This window comes from Corynebacterium sp. MSK158 (assembly GCF_030229085.1).
Classification (GTDB): Bacteria; Actinomycetota; Actinomycetes; order Mycobacteriales; family Mycobacteriaceae; genus Corynebacterium.
In genome coordinates, this window is record NZ_JASPHJ010000001.1 from 17,099 (window position 1) to 35,722 (window position 18,624).

The window sequence follows — 18,624 nt, forward strand, 5'->3', positions numbered from 1 at the left end:
GGCTAGTCCAACCGCCCCAGGGACCCCCTTTTCATTCGGGGTTCTGCTTAGCTGTGCTCTTGGGCCTTTGCTGACTCATAGAGACAGATACTTGCGGCGGTCGCTAGGTTGAGTGACTCTGCGCGCCCGCGTAGCGGAATACGCACCCGCATGTCGGCTTCTTCCAATAGCTCCCCCAACCCATGGGCCTCGTTGCCAAAAAGCCACGCCGTTGGCTGTGATAGATCTGCCTCTGCGAGGTCTACTTCCCCATCGGCGGCCGTCGCCACAATCTGCATGCCCGATTTACGCAGCTGCCCCAAAACGTCTTTGATATTGGGATCCCGCGCTACCGGGACATGAAAGAGCGAACCGGCTGAAGCGCGCGCTACCTTGCAGCTGAGCGGATCGACCGTCTCGCCCGCAAAAATTACTCCATCCGCGCCCATGGCGTCGGAAGTTCTAATCAACGTGCCTGCATTGCCCGGCTCCGAGGTGAGCACGGGAACAGAAACCAAACTTGGCTTGCCGTTAAGGATTTTACCCGCGGACCACAGCACTGGCTTGCATAGCGCGAAAAGCCCCGTGGTGGTGGCGGTATCAGATAAATGCTTAGCCGCCCTATCGGTGATGGGATGTACGTAGACCCCCATGTATCCACACGCGGTAATAATGTCACCGAAGCGCTCTGCTGCCTTTTCAGTGACGAAAACATCGACAGCAGCGCCAGTAGACACTGCGGCATCTACGGCATTTTCTCCCTCAATCAGGAATTGCTTCGCCTTTTTCCGGTTAGCCGCGCGGTGCAGCTTGGCTGCGTTAACAATGCGCGGAGTGCGTTCAGTAAAGGCAGAGTCAAAATCCAAATTCATGGCTCCTACCCTACCTACTAGTTGCCTCGCCCCAGACTCAGCCCCAGCTGCGTAGGCAAAACAAAAAATCCTGTTGCCGGTAGGGCAACAGGATCACAATGTTCGGTGCTACTTAGCTAGTGGCACGCCGCGGGCGTCCTTATCGTAATCACCGGCGCCGGCAATGATCATGATGAACTCAATGAAGACCCAGATTCCGACGATGGCCCAAAACGCGAATCCGAGCAAAAACCAGAAAGTAGCCCAGCCCAGGATATTAAGCACCAGCTGCGCTACGCCGAAGGTCGTGCGGCCGGTATAGAAGTTATGCGCGCCAAAGGAGCCCAAGAAGAAGCACAGAAGCAAAGTAGCGATCCAAGACTTTTGCTGTCCCTGCGCCACATACTGCTGCTGCACCGGATAGGAACCCATATTCGGTTGTGGTGCATAGCCTTGGTTGTATTGCGGCTGGTAACCGGCCTGCTGGTTATAGGGGTTGTACTGCTGGCCCTGGTTGTTGTCATAGGACTGGCCAGAATACTCGCCGTTTTCTGGCTGGTAGCCGCCATTCGGGTTTGTCACAGGAAATCTGCTCCTCAGTCTCGGGGTCACTCGGGGTCTGGACTCAATGTAACATGCGAGTCCGAGCTCACTGGACAGATAGATGCAAAACGAACAAAGCCCGCTTCGCCCGGCACATAAGCCGGAGAAACGGGCGTTGTATTCCTAGTAACTAGGCAGCCTTAGGAGCGTTAACGTCCTCAGGCAGGGCAGCCTTAGCAGCCTCGCACAGTGCGGAGAATGCCTCGAAGTCATTGACAGCAAGCTCAGCCAGGATCTTGCGGTCCACCTCGATCTCAGCCAGGCGCAGGCCGTGGATGAGACGGTTGTAAGTGATGTCGTTCATGCGGGCAGCAGCGTTGATGCGCTGGATCCACAGCTTACGGAACTCAGACTTACGAGCGCGACGATCGCGGTAAGCGTAAGTCATGGAGTGCAGCCACTGCTCCTTCGCCTTACGGTACAGGCGGGAACGCTGGCCGCGGTAGCCCTTAGCGGACTTCAGAATCGCGCGACGCTTCTTCTTTGCGTTAACTGAGCGCTTTACTCGTGCCACAGTGATACTTCCTTAATTCAGATTGTGATGGCGGATGTGGGTTGATTCGGCGCTATTATGCGCGGCCGAGCAGGCGCTTGACGCGCTTGGTGTCAGGCTGTGCGACTGCCTCGGTGCCCTTCAGGCGACGGGTACGCTTGGACGGCTTGCCCTCCAGCAGGTGGCGGCGGCCAGCCTGCTCACGGCGCAGCTTGCCGGAACCGGTCACCTTGATACGCTTTGCGGTGCCCTTGTGGGTCTTCTGCTTCATGAGTATTAAGTCCTTAAATCCTACGTGGAATCTGGTCTACTTCTTGCCCTTGCGAACCGGACCCAAAACCATGGTCATATTGCGACCATCCTGCTTGGGGCGGGACTCAACAACGCCAACTTCAGCGACGTCATCGGCCAAACGCTCCAAGAGGCGGAAACCCAGCTCCGGACGCGATTGCTCACGACCACGGAACATGATGGTCACCTTGACCTTGGATCCCTTCTCGAGGAAGCGAACTACGTTACCCTTCTTGGTCTCATAATCGTGATCATCAATCTTCGGGCGGAACTTCTGTTCCTTAACCACGGTCTGCTGCTGGTTCTTACGGGCTTCGCGAGCCTTCTGAGCCTGCTCGTACTTGAACTTGCCGTAGTCCATGATCTTGGCCACTGGGGGCTTTGCCTTCGGGGCTACCTCAACCAAGTCAAGGTCAGCCTCGTACGCAAGCTTGCGAGCATCATCGGTACGGACGATGCCCACCTGTTCACCACCGGGGCCTACCAAACGGACCTCGGGTACTCGGATACGCTCATTGATGCGAGCTTCAGCGCTGATTGTGGTTCTCCTCGATTAGGGGGTGTATGAGTAAGTAGTTCACCTACCGGGACCACAAACGAATCAAACCCGGTCTGCCAAAGACAGCCGGGAGTTCTCACAGTGCCAAGCACAAGTGCTTGGTTACCTTTACCTTTATCCTACGAAACATGTTCGCGGCATCGGGTGGGAGAGACTCCGCTTGTGACCCACGAACCTTGAAAAGGCGTCATGGGCGGTAGTGGCTTTGAGGATAGCAGTTTCTACCCTTTCCACCAAATCGCAACTCGCCTAGCGATCCTTGCATTGGGCTGCTGGCTCAATGTTTCCCTTCTCTACCTCAGCATCAACAATGTCGACCAGCTGATGTGCAAGGTCCTTTACTGCAGGTTCGGCTTTGGGATAGTCCTCGCCATCGGTAACCACAGATAACGCGACACCGATGCGCTTGCCGGCCACCTCGTGGACGCCAAATTGGCGGTAGGTGTACTCATTGTCGTCCTCATCCAAGCCCCAGCCGCTCTTGGCGCGGGTTCGCTTCTCTTTCGACAGACCAATTTTCTGCCAAGCCACAATGTCTTTGAGCACCTTGTGGACGTAGTCCGCCTCCTCAATGCAGGGCAATTCAGCACCGAAGACTGCTTGGTCTTTCAATGACCACGTGGAGTAGCCGAAGGCGGTGTCATGGATATCCGCGTGCGATCCATAGTCTTCGAGCAATTCCTCTACTGCCTTATCAGCGGAGCCTTCATGCCATTGCACTTGGGACCACAAGGAATAGGCGGCATCGTTATCTGATTCCTTGATTGCCAAGTCAACCAGGCTTTTGTCCGCGCCGTCTTTCAGCGCCGCGATGGCGATTGGCACCTTGATGGTTGACCAGACAGGGCCCTTGCCCTTATCGCCCACAGCAATGGTGTCATCGCCGGCCGAAATAGCAACCCCAACCTTGGCGTGGTACTTCCTTGCGGTCTTGTCTACTGCACGGTCAAGCTGAGTGCGCACTGAGTCTGGGTCGGGCAGCGGAGAGCTCGTCGACGGCGCTGGGACGTTCTCAGTTTCAGGATCGCCGGAGCAGGCGCTCACCGTAAACAGGGTGAGCGCTGCCAACAGGCTGGCGCCGAGGCGGTAACTATTCACAGTGTCCCTACTTCAACATGTCCTTTAGGTACCTTCCGGTATAGGAGCCTTCCACCTGCGCAACATCTTCCGGGGTGCCCTGCGCGACGACGGTGCCGCCGCCGGCGCCGCCTTCCGGCCCCATATCTACAATCCAGTCCGCAGCCTTAATGACATCGAGGTTGTGCTCAATGATGAGCACCGAATTGCCCTTGTCAACGAGGCCTTGGATAACCAACATCAGCTTGCGGATGTCTTCAAAGTGCAGACCAGTGGTCGGCTCGTCCAAGATGTAGATGGTCCTACCGTTGGTGCGCTTTTGCAGTTCCGAGGCGAGCTTAACGCGTTGCGCCTCACCGCCCGAAAGCGTGGTAGCGGCTTGGCCGAGGCGAACGTAGCCCAAGCCGACGTCGACAAGCGTGGCAAGGTAGCGGTGAATCGAGTTGATGGGCTCGAAGAAGTCCGCTGCCTCAGAAATTGGCATGTCAAGAACCTCGGCGATGTTCTTTCCCTTGTAGTGCACTTCCAGGGTCTCGCGGTTATAGCGAGCGCCCTCACACACCTCACATGGGACATACACGTCCGGCAGGAAGTTCATTTCGATCTTGATGGTGCCATCGCCTTGACATGCCTCGCAGCGTCCACCCTTGACGTTGAAGGAGAAGCGGCCGGCCTTGTAGCCGCGAACCTTGGCCTCCTGGGTTTCGGCAAAAAGGTTACGGATCTTGTCAAAGACGCCCGTATAGGTAGCCGGGTTGGAACGCGGGGTACGCCCAATCGGGCTCTGGTCTACCTGGACCAGCTTATCAAGGTGCTCCACGCCCTCGACTCGCTTGGCACGGCCGGGGACCTGGCGGGCACGGTTGAGCTTATTGGCCAAGGTCTTGGCCAAAATCTCATTGACCACGGTGGATTTACCCGAGCCGGAAACGCCGGTAATGCACGCCAGCACTCCCAGCGGGATTTCGACGTTTATGCCCTTGAGGTTATTCTCGCGTGCACCCACGACTTTCAGGGTACGGTCCTTGTCGATTTCGCGGCGATGATCCGGTACGGCAAGCACCTTTTTGCCAGAAAGATACTGGCCAGTAAGTGATTGCTCTACCTTTTCAATTCCCGCCGGCTCGCCTTGGTAGACCACCTCGCCACCGTATTCACCGGCACGCGGGCCCACATCGACGAGCCAATCGGACTCCCGGATTGTGTCTTCATCATGTTCAACCACGATGAGGGTGTTGCCAATATCTCGCAGACGCTGCAGCGTCTTAATAAGGCGCTGGTTATCGCGTTGGTGCAAACCAATGGAAGGCTCATCGAGCACATAAAGTACGCCGGCCAAACCGGAACCAATCTGCGTGGCTAGGCGAATACGCTGTGCCTCGCCGCCCGAAAGCGTGGACGCGCCGCGATCCAGGGTCAGGTAATTCAGACCGACGTCCAGAAGGAAGCGCAGCCGGGCCTGGGTTTCCTTGAGTACCGCACCGGCAATGATTTCCTCGCGGTGCCCCAGCACCAAGGAGTCCAAGAATTCGGAGGCGTCTTCAATCGAAAGCGCACATAGACCCGCAATGGACTGCTCACCGTGAGTAGTAGAAGCCAGGCGGACGGCCAAGATCTCCGGCTTCAGGCGGGTGCCCTTACAGGTGCTACATGGCACGCGGCGGGTGTATTGCAGCAGGCGATCCTTTTGGGACTGCGAATCGGTCGTTTCCAACTTGCGGTGAATGAAACCGGTCGCACCCTCAAACGGCGCGGTCCAATTGCGCTGCCGCCCGTAGCGGTTCTTGTATCGAACCTGCACCTCCTCATCCGTGCCATAGACGAGTGCATGGCGCTGTTCCTTGGTCAATTCACTCACTGGGGTCTTAGGGTCAAAGCCCATTGCCTTACCCAGACCCTCCACTAGCTTGACAAAGTAGCGGGAGTTGGGAGAGGAGTGCCACGGCTGAATCGCATCAACCGCCGGCGCATCCGGATCCGGGATAAGCAGGTCAACATCGACTTCCAGCTTGGTACCCAAACCATCACACACCGGGCAAGAACCAAACGGGGCATTGAAGGAAAAGGCACGGGGTTCATACTCTTCAATGGTCAACGTGTGGCCATTAGGGCAGGCGGCCTTCTCCGAGTACGTGTGGGTGAGCTCTTCCCTATCCACAAACTCGATGGTGACCAGGCCATCCGCTAGGCGCAGAGCCGTTTCCACCGAATCCGTTAAGCGTTGCTTCTGCGAGGCTTTGACCTGCAGGCGGTCAACCACTACTTCAATATTGTGCTTGATCTGCTTCTTGAGCTTGGGAGGATCGCTGAGCTGATGGGTCTCTCCATCCACTCGCACGCGGGAATAACCCTGAGCCGACAGATCTTGAAATAGATCCACAAACTCGCCCTTGCGCTTTCGCACTACCGGTGCAAGGACCTGGAATTTCAGCTTTTCTTCTAGTTCCAGCACCGCATCCACAATCTGCTGCGGCGTTTGGCGCTCAATCACCGCATCGCACTTTGGGCAGTGCGGCGTACCAGCACGGGAAAAGAGCAAGCGCAGGTAGTCGTAGATCTCCGTGATCGTGCCCACCGTAGAACGTGGATTATGGTTGGTGGATTTTTGATCAATGGACACCGCGGGTGACAGGCCATCAATAAATTCCACGTTGGGCTTATCCATCTGCCCTAAGAACATGCGGGCATAAGAGCTCAAGGATTCCACGTAGCGGCGCTGGCCTTCAGCGAAGATGGTGTCAAAGGCCAGTGAAGATTTACCGGAGCCGGATAGGCCGGTAAAAACTACCATTTTATCGCGGGGGATATCGATATCCACGCCCTTGAGGTTGTGCTCGCGGGCACCGCGCACCACCAAACGATCAGCCACTGTGCTCAGACCTCCAGTACTAGGGATTGCAATCTTCCCTCGAATGTACCCGTAGGCTAGGACACATGACTAACGAGCTTCAGCTACATCAGATTTCCGTGTCTGAAATGGACAACAACTGCTACCTCCTCCAGGTGGGCGAAGAGGGCTTGCTTGTCGACGCCGCCGATGACGCTCCCGCAATCCTCGACATGGCCCGCAAAGCCGGCGTGAAAATCACCGCGGTGCTTACTACCCACCGCCACTGGGACCACGTGCGCGCACTCGAGGAGATTTTGTCCGAAACTGGTGCTACACACTACGCCTCTTTCCTCGATTCCCCCGCCATCCCAGCAGAGGTGGACGTAGAGCTGCGCGAGGGCGATTCCATCGAGTTCGCGGGCCTTCAGCTGCCCATCATTATCTTGCGCGGCCACACCCCCGGCGGGGCGGCGTTGGTTGCAAGCATCGATGGCGTCACCAACCTCTTCGTAGGCGATTCCCTCTTCCCCGGTGGCCTGGGCAAGACCACCTCTGAGGGTGACTTCGTCCGCCTATATAAGGATGTCACCGCGCGCATTTTTGATGAGTTCCCCGACAATACGATCGTGCGCCCGGGACACGGCAAGTCCACGACCTTGGGCGAGGAGCGCCCCAAGCTTGATGACTGGTGGGAACGCCGCTGGTGATCCAAAGGCGGTTTTCCGCGTACAATGGTCTAGCACAGGATAGGTCTAGAACAACGAGCTTAAGGAGCTTTAAGGACTATGATTCGCAAGCTTGCCCGCCCCATGCTGGCATCCGTTTTTGTATGGGAAGGCGTAGACAACCTGCGCAACGCGTCCGAGCACGTGACAGAAACCGAAGGTTTCCTCAAGACCGTGCGCAAGGCCGTTCCTTCTGAGTACCAGGGCTACATCCCAAATGACCCAGAACTAGTTACCCGCGCCATTGGCGGCGCAAAGGTAGGCGCCGGCTCCACCTTGGCTCTGGGCAAGGCACCGCGCACTTCCGCTGCAGTTCTGGCCGCCGCTACCCTGCCCAACTTGATTGGCAAGAACAACTTCTGGGCTGCGGACAATAAGGAAGACAAGGAATCCCGCCGCAACGGATTCGTTACCAATACCGCTTTGCTCGGCGCCCTGTTTATCGCTACCCAGGACACCGAGGGCAAGCCTTCCCTGCGTTGGCGTGCACAGAAGGCCGGCAAGCGCACGAACAAGAAGATTCAGCAGGCACTGCCTACCAAGTCTGAGTCCGAGCAGAAGCGCGAAGAGCTCTCTGCCCGCGCTAACGAACTGTCTTCCAAGGCCGGCGACTGGATCAACGAGACCTCTGCCAAGGCACAGGCTTATGTAGACGACAACAAGGATGACTGGCAGTCCACCGGCCGTGGTCTGCTAGACACCGCAAAGTCCTATGTTGACGATGCCAAGACCTACGTAGAGGACAACAAGGACGGTTGGCAGGAGTCTGGCCGCGGCTTGCTGGGCAACGCCAAGTCTTTCATTGAGGACTCGGTCGACAACGCCAAGACTTACGTTGAAGACAATAAGGGTGACTGGCTCGAAACCGCACAGGCAAATCGCGAGATCGCCCGTACCCGTGCTGTAAAGGCAGCTACCAAGGCTCAGGCACGCGCCGACAAGGCCGTCGCCAAGCTGGACACCGCCCAGTCCAAGCGCGCCAACAAGAAGGCATCCAAGCACGCTGACAAGCTGCAGCAGGAGGCAAATAAGAAGATTGAGGCAGCTATCAAGAAGCTGGAAAAGCGCTCGAAGTAGCCACGACTTCTTCGGCCGAATAACTCGGCGGTGACACACGGCCCAGCCTTATGCTGGGCCGTTGTTCTTTGTCACGGCAGGGTCTAAACTCATCTTCCCCCCTCGCCGGACAGCGTGCCCGGCAGATTCCTCCCCATCAACGTCCAATCACCAAGGAGTCACGTGAACTCAGCATCCCATAAGCACGCGACGGCTGCAGGTTCCTCGGAGCGCGAAGCCATCGCTACGGAGCAAGATTATGTGGACGGCCTTTTCGCCCGCCTCGACGATGAGGTGGCTGCAGCAAATGAACGGCTCAATGAGGTGCAGGCGGACGTTGATCCCTCCACCCCGGACGCGGATGCTTTGGTGCGCCGCGAAACGGAATACCACGGGCTCCAAGCCAAGCTGGATCGTCTCAATGTGGCCCAGATGGGATTGGTCTTTGGCCGCATCGACATCGACGCCCCAGGTGACAATCCCACTCCGGAAGGCCTAGATCGCCGCTACATCGGCCGCATGGGACTCGATGCGCGTGAAGATGACTATCGCACGCTACTGCTTGACTGGCGTGCCCCAATGGCACGGCCCTTCTACCTCGCTACTACCGCCCAGCCAGAAGGCGTGCACACCCGCCGCCAAATCCGCACCAAGGGGCGCACCGTCACTGGCATTCATGATGAAGTCCTTGCTGGCCCCGGAGTGCGTGAAGAAGAGGCCGGCGTAGCGAGCGAATCTGCGCTCTATCACGCCATGCAACGGGCCCGTACCGGTCACATGGCCTCAATTGTGGAGACCATTCAGCGGGAGCAGGACGAGATTATCCGCGATAACACCCGCGGCGTGATGGTGGTAGAAGGCGGCCCCGGCACCGGTAAGACCGCAGTGGCGCTACACCGCGTTGCCTATCTGCTCTATACCCACCGCGAGCTGCTTTCTGCCACCGGCGTACTTATCGTGGGCCCCAATAGCAGCTTCTTGGACTATATTTCGCGCGTGCTCCCAGAACTGGGCGAGACCGGCGTAGTGCTCTCCACCATTGGTGGGCTCTTCCCTGGAATTGAACCAAGCCACGAAGAAAACCTCGTGGCTCGGGAAATCAAGGGTAGCGACGCCATGGTGGAGATCCTCTCCACTGCGGTCAAGGACTACCAGCTGCTTCCCGACGACCCGCGTGAACTGGTAGTCGACGGCCTAGCCTTAGAGGTGACACCCAGCATGGTGAAAAGCGCCCGTACACGGGCGCGTCGCTCGCGCAAACCACACAATGAGGCGCGTGGTGCCTTCATTGAGCACCTCGTAGAGGACCTAGCCCAGCAAATGGCAGAAAAGGTTGGTGCCGATCCGCTTGGCGGGAAGAATCTCCTTTCGCGCGCCGATATCGATCAGTTCCACGATGACCTTGCTGAGGACGCGGCCGTTACTGCCTTGATCGATGAGTTTTGGCCCGAACTACACCCCACCGATGTACTTGCTGCTCTAGTCTCCTCGCGCAAGCTCATCGCTTCTGCCGCGCACGGGTATGACGAAGAAACCCAAGAAGCGCTCTACCGCGCAGAGGGACGAGCATGGACGGATTCGGATGCGGCCTTGCTAGACGAGCTTGCCGTCCTCATCGGCCTGCCCAATCCTGAAGAAAAGAAGGCAGCCGATGATGCCGCGTGGCGCGAGCAGGTGGCGGATGCGGAAGACGCATTGGATATCTTGTCCTCCTCCGAGTCCACAGATAATGACGATGACATGTTTGAAGCAGAAATCCTCTCTGCCCACGATGTCATTGACGCCGAGACCCTGGCGCACCGCCAGGAGGTACGCGATAAACGCACCACTGCCCAACGCGCCCGCGAAGACCATACATGGGCTTATGGTCACATCATCGTGGACGAAGCCCAGGAATTAACTCCTATGGAGTGGCGAATGCTCTTCCGCCGCTGTCCATCACGGTGGATGACTTTGGTGGGTGATACCTCCCAGACCGGCTCCCCGGCAGGTGTTGATGACTGGGGCGAGGCCCTCGAGCCTTTCGTGGCTCAACGATTCCGTCACCACTTCTTAACCGTCAACTATCGCACCCCGCAGCCCATTACGGAATTGGCCAATGGACTTTTGGAAATGATTAACCCTGATGCCATCCCGGCGACAGCCATCCGTGATGGAGTGCAGGTGCGCCGGCTCGAGAAGGGTACCTACACCCCTGGAGTGCACAGCGAAGAGGACGGCAGGCTCACAGCGGTTATTGACGCCGCCACGGCGGAGCGCTATAAGGGCCTGGAGTTTGATCACGTGGTTGTGCTCGATCCGCAGCGCATCGTGGATGCCTCCCCACAGGGATTGCAGAACCTCTATGTCTGCATCACTCGTGCCACCCAATCGCTCACGCTCGTCGGTGACTGCGGCGAAGTTCTTTAGGCTCCCGTAAGCTTTGTGCCATGGCCTTATCTGACATCATGCGCAAAGCTGAAAGCTCACTAAACTCCTTTACTTTGAAGCGCTCTCAACGGCGCGGATGGCAGCCCCTGATCGTGGGATATACCGGTTATGGCACCACCGATCAGGTGAGAATCTTCGGCCGCGTACTCATGCATGATCCTGATGAAGGCAAGAGGGATACGTGGGGTGAGCGCGGCTACCAGCAGTTTCTTACCATTCAAGTAGGACACCACGACGTTTCGGTAACTATTGGGGAACAGACTGTCACCGGTACCACCGATCGAAACGGATACATTGACTTACTAGTCCATGACCACGAATTAGAGCCTGGATGGCATACGGCAACAATCGAGGCCGCAAACGCGAATGCCGTGGAAGTCCAACTACTTATCGTTGATCCGGCGGCCAAGATCGGCATCGTTAGCGATATCGATGACACGGTGCTTGTCACGTGGCTGCCCCGCGCGCTAACGGCGGCGTGGAATTCCTGGGCCAAGCGCCCTAGTAAGCGACAGGCCGTTCCCGGAATGGCCGAATTCTATGCTCAGCTGCAGCAGCGCTTCCCCCAAGCCCCAGTGTTTTATCTTTCTACAGGCGCTTGGAATACCTTTGGCTCGCTCAAGAAATTCCTGTCCCACCATGGTTTCCCCGCGGGTCCCATGCTGCTGACGGACTGGGGCCCTACGGAAACGGGGCTTTTCCGCAGTGGTCAGGAGCACAAGCGTGTTCAGCTGCGCAATCTACTCATCGCCTACCCGGATATGCAATGGATTCTCATTGGCGATGACGGACAACATGATCCATTGACCTACGGCGATGTGGCTAATGAGCATCCGGACCGGATTCACTCTGTGCTTATCCGCAATCTGAGCCCGCAGGAGCAGTTGCTCTCCCACGGCTCCCTTAGCCCTTTGGCCGATGCCAATGAGGAGGGCCACTTCTCTATCCCCTTGATTCAGGGCGCAAACGGCAACGCCATTGCCGCCGCATTCAACGCTGCACACCCTACGGAGTAAGCTGCGCTTAACGACGAAACCCGCCTTGGTCTTTTCAAAGCAAGACCAAGGCGGGTTTTAATTGCCGTTCTTAGCTGACGGTGTGAACAATCATTACGTCGCAATCGGACTGGCGAGCAACGTCTGCCGGCACGGAGCCCAGCAGGCGGCCGGTGAGAGAGTTGATGCCGCGGTTGCCCACGATGAGCAGGTCAGCATCGTTGTCGTTGACGATGGACATCAGGGCCTGTACCGGGGTGCCCGGGCGAACAGCGGTTTCGACCTTGGAAGCACCGAACTTCTCAGCGTGTGCCTTAGCGTCCTTGAGGTTTGCCTCGGCCTTCTCATCGCCCAAGATGGTTACGGAATCCTGGCGCAGGGTCTTGGAAGCCTGCTCCTGGTTCTCGTAGTAAGCACAACCGATAATCAGAGTGGAATCGAATGCGGCGGCGATCTTAGCTGCTCGCTCTACAGCGAGGAGAGAAGACTTAGAACCGTCAGTACCGACAACGATCGTGTTGTAGTCGCTCATGATGACCTTTCTTTGTGGGTGTGTACCCAGAGTGTTTATTTAGCCTACAAAGGCTTTACTGCCAGTGTAACAACGAAAAATGTTTAACGTTTCTCGCTGGTATTAACTACGACGACGTCTACCTTTGACTTGTGGGTTAGTTCTGTTGGCACAGAACCGAAGACTCGACCACGAACGGAGTTCACGCCGCGGTTGCCCACCACGAACAGGTCCACATCATAGTCCTGGCCTACCTCCAACAAGGATTTTACTGGGTCTCCAGATTTGCCTACGATTTCAATGTGTTCCGCACCCTCCGACTCGGCGATACGGGTGGCATTGGTCAGGTAGGTACCGGCCATGTCCTCACTTACAACGGGCAGACCGGCTTCGTCGCCCCGCGGAGCACCAAGCATGGATCCAGCGTGGTTATAAAAGGCTGAAATGATAATCAGCTTGGCGTCGTACGCCCGTGCCATGGACGCCGCAGCGCGGACCGCGCGCAGGGAGGTTTCAGAGCCATCGGTGCCGACGGCAATGTTTTTATAAGTAAGCATTATTCTCCTTGCAGTTGAACTATTCCACAGTGACAACTAAACGGCGCTTCTGGCACTTATCCAGTATAACTAGCGCAGCTCTTGAGAGAAGCACCCGCGGAGCCATTCATCACTTTCAGGGGGAGAAAACTAAATTCCCGCTTCCTTCAATCCACGCAATTCCTTCTTTAGATCAGCGATTTCATCACGTAGTCGACCAGCCAACTCGAATTTGAGCTCGCGCGCGGCAGCCCCCATTTGGGCCGAGAGGTCGTCGATAAGCGCCTGCACCTCATCGGTAGCCATGCTGGAAATATCCCGCTTCTCCACCACTGCAGCGGGATCGGAGTTGGACTCCTCTTCCCCGCCGTCTTCATAGACCTGGTCAAGAATATCGGCAATTTTCTTCCGCAAAGGCTGCGGGTCAATGCCGTGCTCCTTGTTATAGGCAATCTGCTTTTCGCGGCGTCGCTCCGTCTCCTCGATTGCCTCTTGCATCGAATCGGTGATTTTATCGGCATACATAATCACCTCGCCAGAGACGTTACGGGCAGCACGACCGATGGTCTGGATGAGCGACGTGGTAGAGCGCAAGAAACCTTCCTTGTCCGCATCCAAGATGGCAACGAGCGATACTTCGGGAAGGTCGAGGCCCTCACGCAGGAGGTTAATGCCCACCAGCACATCAAACTCACCCAAGCGCAATTGCCGCAAAAGCTCGACGCGCTGCAAGGTATCGATATCCGAGTGCAGGTAGCGCACCTTAATGCCTTGCTCCAGGAGGTAATCGGTGAGGTCTTCTGCCATGCGCTTGGTCAGCGTGGTCACCAGTACGCGCTCTTGCTGCGAAATGCGGGTGCGTACCTCATCGATAAGATCATCAATCTGGCCCTTAGTGGGTTTGACGGTAACCTTCGGATCCACCAGACCAGTTGGGCGAATAACCTGCTCCACGTACTCACCGTCCGAGGACGTAAGTTCGAAGTCACCCGGAGTGGCGGACATGTAGACAGTTTGTCCCACGCGTTGTTCAAACTCATCAAAGGTCAGCGGGCGGTTATCCACTGCGGAGGGCAGCCGGAAACCGAATTCCACCAGGTTGCGCTTGCGGGACATATCGCCCTCGAACATGCCGCCAATCTGTGGGACAGTGACGTGAGACTCGTCAATAATGGTGAGAAAATCCTCTGGGAAGTAATCCAGCAGCGTTGCCGGCGCGGAACCGGCTGGGCGGCCATCGACGTGGCGGGAGTAGTTCTCGATGCCGGAGCAAAAACCTACCTGCTCGATCATTTCTAGATCGTATTCGGTGCGCATGCGAAGCCGTTGTGCCTCCAGCAGTTTGCCGCGGTTTTCCAGATCCTCCAGGCGCTCGGCCAATTCCTCTTTGATGGCAGCCACAGCTTTTTCCATGCGTTCGGGCCCTGCCACGTAGTGGGTCGCGGGGAAGATGCGCACCTCGTCTACTTCCTCGATGACATCACCAGTGACGGGGTGAATGTAGTAAAGGGAATCGATATCATCGCCGAAGAATTCAATGCGCACCGCGCGCTCCTCATAAGCCGGAATGATATCGACCGTGTCACCCTTGGCGCGGAAGGTACCGCGGGTAAATCCCACGTCATTGCGTTCGTATTGGATATCCACCAGCAAACGGAGGAAGCGGTCCCGGTCCAGCTCCTCATCCACGGAAATAATGACCGAACGATCCAAATAGGACTGCGGAGTACCCAAGCCATAAATGCAGGACACGGAGGACACAACCACCACGTCTCGGCGAGACAGCAGCGCCGAGGTGGCCGAGTGGCGCAGACGCTCTACGTCCTCGTTGATGGACGAGTCCTTTTCAATATAGGTATCCGTCTGCGCAATATAAGCCTCTGGCTGGTAGTAGTCATAATAAGACACGAAGTACTCCACCGCGTTATGCGGCAGGAGCTGGCGCAGCTCGTTCGCTAGCTGCGCTGCCAGGGTCTTATTTGGTGCCATCACCAGCGTGGGGCGCTGCTGCTTTTCAATCAACCACGCGGCAGTAGCGGATTTACCAGTACCGGTAGCACCCATGAGTACTACATCGCGCTCATCGCGATTGAGGCGTTCGTTGAGCTCTGCAATAGCAGCGGGCTGGTCGCCGGCCGGTTCGTATTCAGAGACAACCTGAAACTCACCTGGGGTGCGCTCGACCTCGCTGACGACGCGGTGCTCGGAATTTGGAATAAGAGGATGTTCAGCAGCAAAAGCCATGCCCACTACTCTACTGCTTATAAGGCGCGGCTAGCTATGTTCACGGCAAGGAGTCCTGCGCGGTGCGCAGCCACTCTTCCAGCTCGCCGGTAGTCTCCCACAGCGCATAAACAGAAGACGTATCTGGGCGCATTGCACTATTGATGCGACGGCGCAGCCATGCTTTAGACTGCGGCGTATACAGGGGAGCAAGATCCTCGCGGTGAATTCCTTCCGGCAGTGCATCAGCCTTCAGCTTTAACAAAGCGCCCAGCGCGATCATGGTTTCCGCGTCATCGGAGTCCATAGGCTCCCCCGAGCATGACTGTTGAAAGGCTTTGAGATCGAAGGAGCCATCACGCAAGCTAGCAAGCAGTTCTCGCGCTGCGTGATTATCAAAAGGCCCTGTATCCCATGTTCCCACGGCGGGTAGCTTAAGTCGCGAAAGTTAACGCAACTTCGAAACTGCGTAAACTCTAACCGCCCAACGGTTAAAGTTTGGGTGACTCCGCTTCTAAGACTCCGCCTCTATGAGGTCCATAACCTCGGCCGCTCGCGCGCGCAGCTGCTCCAGCGTGCCGTTGTTGTCGATCACGTGCGTGGCCGCGGCCAATCGCACCTCATCAGGTACTTGCGCTGCAATGCGACGGCGCGCATCGTCCTCATCCAGCCCGCGTGAAGCTACGAGGCGACGGACGCGCTCTTCTACGGCCACGTCGACCACGATGACGTAGTCCATGTCTTTGTCTAAGCCATTATCCACCAAAAGCGGCATATCGAAAACGGCGAAGTCATAGCCGTCTTCACGTGCCGCCGCGAACTGGCGCTGCGTTTCCTCTTGGATGCGTGGATGGGTAATGGAATTCAACAACTCGGTGTGTTCTTTGTCTGCAAAGGCTCGCTTCGCTAATTCTTTGCGGTTGAGACTGCCGTCCGCCAGCAGGATATCTTCTCCGAATGCTGCCGCCAGCTCCGCTAACGCAGGCCGCCCGGGCTTGACGACGTCGCGCGCAATGCCATCGGCATCGACCACTTCCCATCCACGCTCGCGGCAGAGCGTTGCGACTGTTGACTTGCCACTGCCAATACCGCCTGTAAGGCCAATGAGTTTCATGGCAGCCACCCTACGCGAAAAGGAACCCCGCCATACACGTTGATGCGGGGTTCCTCTGTCGCTATAGGTGTCAGCGTTTCTTTATTCCGCTGCTTCCTCCGGCTTCGGCGGAATGCGGAGCAAATCATCACTCGGGGTAACCTGGCCGGCTTCACCGGAGACCGCGCCGAACTTGGTGGCGTTAGTGACCACAACCGGAGTAATCAGGTTATAGCCCTTGGAACGGATGAATTCCGGGTCAAAGCTAATCAACTTATCGCCCGCGGAAATGCGTTGCTTCTTTTCCACGTGCACGTCGAAGCCTTCGCCGCCCAGTTCCACGGTATCGAGGCCTACGTGGATGAGCAGTTGCACGCCATTGTCGAGGCTTAGGCCTACCGCATGGCCGGACTTTTGAACGGTGAGCACTTTGCCGTCGGCAGGCGCATAGACGGTAGTGCCAGTTGGCTGGACTGCCATGCCAGGCCCTAGCTTTGCGCCTGCGAAGATAGGATCCGGAACCTCTGAAAGGTCTACTGCCTCGCCCTCCAGAGGGGAATCCAACACGATGTCGTCCTTGCCAACCTGCTTGGCGGCAACACCAGTAGCAACAGCGCCCGCAGCGCTGGCAGCAACGGCGCCACCCGCATTCGAGGACTCTTTCTTGTCGGCCTGGGTGGACTTAAACTCCGAACGAGCAGCTACGTCATCCACAGATTCGCCCTGTTCGCGGGCGATGCGCTCCAAGTCTGCCTGCTTTTCTTCTGCTGTGCGGTAGCCGAAGAACAGGGTCAGGAAGAAAGAGGTAAGGAATGCAGCCGTGATACCAAGGACGTAGCCCAGCTGCGGCGTCATAGCGCCAGTGGTCAACGCAGAGGTAAAGACGAAGGCCTCAGCGCGGACATCAAAGATGCCAATAATTGCGCCACCTACCGCACAACCTGGCAGCAACCGGTAGTAGCTGCGGCGGAAGCGCAACAAAATGCCGTAGAGGGAAGGCTCCGACACGCCACCGAGGATGCCCGCTGCGAAGGCACCAATAGAGACCTGGCGCATGGCATTGTTCTTCTCCCTGAAAGAGATAACCATGACCGCGCCCACGACGCCGAAGCAGGCGAAATTCCATGCGCCCATCGGACCCTGGATGAAGTCGTAGCCGTAGGTTGCGATGTTCTGAATCATGATGACATTCAGCGGCCAGTGCAGGCCCATCGGAACGAGGAACGGGTACAGCAGCGGAATGACGATAGCCAGGATGAACGGCGAGAAATCATTGATTTGGTAAAGGACCCAGGAAATGCCATTGCCTACGCCAATGCCGAACGGGCCGAGCAGGAAGGCCGTTGCCGGAATCATGATAAGCAAGGAGAAGAACGGCACGAAGACCATATGAACTGCGCTCGGGATGATCTTCTTTAGGCCCTTTTCCACCCAGTACAGGCCGATTGCGGCCAAAATGGGCGGGAAGACCTGGGAGCCATAGGAGTTGATGACCAACGGCAGGCCAAATACGTTGACGGTATCGCCTTGCTCACCCAGCGACATAAATTCGGGGGTCAAAAGCGCTGCGGGAATAGCCGCGGAGACCCACATATTCGCACCCAGCTTCTGGGCCGCGGTCGCACCGACCATTACCGGCAAAAAGTAAAAGACCGACTGGAACATTGCGTGAGCCAGCCGGAAGCCTTCTGGTTGCTCCTCCAGCGGTGCGCGGAAATCCTGGATGTGCGCCGTGTCTGCCAGGATGAGCAGCATGATAATGAGTGAGGCACCCAGCAATGCCCACAGGACTGGGCGGAAGGTATCAGAAAGGAACTCGAAGCAGTAATCTACCCAGTCATACTTACCGCGAACACCGTCATACTCCTTCTTGGAGGACGCTTCTTTATCACCGGAAGCATGCACACCGGGCTGCTTAATGATCTCGTTGTAGTAGTCAGCGACGCCGCCGCCCATGACTACCTGGTAGCCGTGAGCGCCCTGGGGCACGGTTCCAAGCACCGCTGGGTCGCTATCGAGCTTTTCTTGGTCAACTTTCCCCGCATCGGCAAGTTGGAAGCGCAGGCGCGTCGCGCAGTGCGTGAGCGACGTGATGTTGTCGGCGCCGCCGATACTTTCAATGATGTGGGTGGAAGTGTCCTTGATAGATGCCACTTCTTACTCCTCAGTTCAAATATCACTTATAACCAGTACTGCACTGGCTATAACGTCAGGTTTGAGTATAAGAGGATTCCCACATGAACAAAAGCCCGTTTTGTGGACTTGCCAGGGAGTTTTTCCACTTGTCACTGCTTGTCCGCTGGTCAACCACCTAAAGGCAACGAACATCCCGGCAAACGATTGCACAAACTGTCTAAAAGATCACAAAAGCC

General features: G+C 56.9%; 17 protein-coding genes. 4 read left to right on the forward strand and 13 right to left on the reverse strand.

Annotated features, from left to right (window positions below):
- Positions 1-47: 47 nt before the first annotated feature.
- The 7 genes from QP915_RS00075 to uvrA form a co-directional block, all read right to left on the reverse strand.
- Positions 48-851: a TrmH family RNA methyltransferase gene (locus QP915_RS00075; protein ID WP_239279288.1), complete on the reverse strand. Its 804-nt coding sequence runs from the start codon at positions 849-851 to the stop codon at positions 48-50.
- Between the two features lie 108 nt (positions 852-959).
- Positions 960-1,412: a TM2 domain-containing protein gene (locus QP915_RS00080; protein WP_239279287.1), complete on the reverse strand. Its 453-nt coding sequence runs from the start codon at positions 1,410-1,412 to the stop codon at positions 960-962.
- A gap of 151 nt (positions 1,413-1,563) precedes the next feature.
- Complete coding sequence (rplT, locus tag QP915_RS00085) at positions 1,564-1,947, reverse strand: 50S ribosomal protein L20 (protein ID WP_005323264.1); 384 nt, start codon at positions 1,945-1,947, stop codon at positions 1,564-1,566.
- Between the two features lie 55 nt (positions 1,948-2,002).
- Positions 2,003-2,197 (reverse strand): 50S ribosomal protein L35, encoded by a 195-nt coding sequence (rpmI, locus tag QP915_RS00090; protein ID WP_005323265.1) that lies wholly within the window; start codon positions 2,195-2,197, stop codon positions 2,003-2,005.
- A gap of 36 nt (positions 2,198-2,233) precedes the next feature.
- Positions 2,234-2,755, reverse strand: coding sequence for a translation initiation factor IF-3 (gene infC, locus QP915_RS00095; RefSeq protein WP_080970442.1), 522 nt, complete (start codon positions 2,753-2,755; stop codon positions 2,234-2,236).
- Between the two features lie 270 nt (positions 2,756-3,025).
- Positions 3,026-3,874, reverse strand: coding sequence for a serine hydrolase (locus tag QP915_RS00100; protein WP_284767351.1), 849 nt, complete (start codon positions 3,872-3,874; stop codon positions 3,026-3,028).
- Positions 3,875-3,881: 7 nt separating this feature from the next.
- The gene (uvrA, locus tag QP915_RS00105) at positions 3,882-6,722 is read right to left on the reverse strand and encodes an excinuclease ABC subunit UvrA (protein WP_284766183.1); all 2,841 of its coding nucleotides are present in this window, start codon (positions 6,720-6,722) and stop codon (positions 3,882-3,884) included.
- A 65-nt stretch (positions 6,723-6,787) separates the two neighbouring features.
- Between uvrA and QP915_RS00110 the strand changes: the two genes are divergently transcribed.
- The 4 genes from QP915_RS00110 to QP915_RS00125 all read left to right on the forward strand — a co-directional run bounded on the left by QP915_RS00110 (position 6,788) and on the right by QP915_RS00125 (position 11,910).
- Positions 6,788-7,390: an MBL fold metallo-hydrolase gene (locus QP915_RS00110; RefSeq protein ID WP_284766184.1), complete on the forward strand. Its 603-nt coding sequence runs from the start codon at positions 6,788-6,790 to the stop codon at positions 7,388-7,390.
- Between the two features lie 78 nt (positions 7,391-7,468).
- Positions 7,469-8,485, forward strand: a complete 1,017-nt coding sequence (locus QP915_RS00115; RefSeq protein ID WP_284767352.1) for a DoxX family protein — start codon at positions 7,469-7,471, stop codon at positions 8,483-8,485.
- 162 nt (positions 8,486-8,647) lie between these two features.
- A complete protein-coding gene (locus QP915_RS00120) occupies positions 8,648-10,873 on the forward strand; it encodes a HelD family protein (protein ID WP_284767353.1) in 2,226 nt (741 codons plus the stop codon).
- 20 nt (positions 10,874-10,893) lie between these two features.
- A complete protein-coding gene (locus QP915_RS00125) occupies positions 10,894-11,910 on the forward strand; it encodes an App1 family protein phosphatidate phosphatase (RefSeq protein WP_284767354.1) in 1,017 nt (338 codons plus the stop codon).
- 70 nt (positions 11,911-11,980) lie between these two features.
- On the opposite strand, the gene QP915_RS00130 is transcribed toward QP915_RS00125, so the two are convergent.
- From QP915_RS00130 to QP915_RS00155, 6 genes are all read right to left on the reverse strand, one after another.
- Complete coding sequence (locus tag QP915_RS00130; RefSeq protein WP_239279280.1) at positions 11,981-12,421, reverse strand: universal stress protein; 441 nt, start codon at positions 12,419-12,421, stop codon at positions 11,981-11,983.
- Positions 12,422-12,504: 83 nt separating this feature from the next.
- Positions 12,505-12,957: a universal stress protein gene (locus QP915_RS00135; protein WP_284767355.1), complete on the reverse strand. Its 453-nt coding sequence runs from the start codon at positions 12,955-12,957 to the stop codon at positions 12,505-12,507.
- 129 nt (positions 12,958-13,086) lie between these two features.
- Positions 13,087-15,180, reverse strand: a complete 2,094-nt coding sequence (gene uvrB / locus QP915_RS00140; RefSeq protein WP_284767356.1) for an excinuclease ABC subunit UvrB — start codon at positions 15,178-15,180, stop codon at positions 13,087-13,089.
- A 40-nt stretch (positions 15,181-15,220) separates the two neighbouring features.
- Positions 15,221-15,583 carry a DUF4259 domain-containing protein gene (locus QP915_RS00145; RefSeq protein ID WP_284767358.1) on the reverse strand — a complete coding sequence of 121 codons (363 nt, stop codon included), beginning with the start codon at positions 15,581-15,583 and terminating at the stop codon, positions 15,221-15,223.
- Positions 15,584-15,673: 90 nt separating this feature from the next.
- Positions 15,674-16,273 (reverse strand): dephospho-CoA kinase, encoded by a 600-nt coding sequence (coaE, locus tag QP915_RS00150; protein ID WP_284767359.1) that lies wholly within the window; start codon positions 16,271-16,273, stop codon positions 15,674-15,676.
- An 81-nt stretch (positions 16,274-16,354) separates the two neighbouring features.
- On the reverse strand, positions 16,355-18,406 hold the full coding sequence (locus tag QP915_RS00155; RefSeq protein ID WP_284767360.1) for a glucose PTS transporter subunit IIA: 2,052 nt from the start codon (positions 18,404-18,406) through the stop codon (positions 16,355-16,357).
- Positions 18,407-18,624: the final 218 nt, after the last annotated feature.

Excerpts from the sequence above, each read along its gene's own strand:
- QP915_RS00075 (WP_239279288.1), bottom strand. The coding sequence starts at position 851 with ATGAATTTGGATTTTGACTCTGCCTTTACTGAACGCACTCCGCGCATT.
- rpmI (WP_005323265.1), bottom strand. The coding sequence starts at position 2,197 with ATGAAGCAGAAGACCCACAAGGGCACCGCAAAGCGTATCAAGGTGACC.
- QP915_RS00110 (WP_284766184.1), top strand. The coding sequence starts at position 6,788 with ATGACTAACGAGCTTCAGCTACATCAGATTTCCGTGTCTGAAATGGAC.
- QP915_RS00115 (WP_284767352.1), top strand. The coding sequence starts at position 7,469 with ATGATTCGCAAGCTTGCCCGCCCCATGCTGGCATCCGTTTTTGTATGG.
- QP915_RS00125 (WP_284767354.1), top strand. The coding sequence starts at position 10,894 with ATGGCCTTATCTGACATCATGCGCAAAGCTGAAAGCTCACTAAACTCC.
- QP915_RS00130 (WP_239279280.1), bottom strand. The coding sequence starts at position 12,421 with ATGAGCGACTACAACACGATCGTTGTCGGTACTGACGGTTCTAAGTCT.
- QP915_RS00135 (WP_284767355.1), bottom strand. The coding sequence starts at position 12,957 with ATGCTTACTTATAAAAACATTGCCGTCGGCACCGATGGCTCTGAAACC.
- uvrB (WP_284767356.1), bottom strand. The coding sequence starts at position 15,180 with ATGGCTTTTGCTGCTGAACATCCTCTTATTCCAAATTCCGAGCACCGC.
- coaE (WP_284767359.1), bottom strand. The coding sequence starts at position 16,273 with ATGAAACTCATTGGCCTTACAGGCGGTATTGGCAGTGGCAAGTCAACA.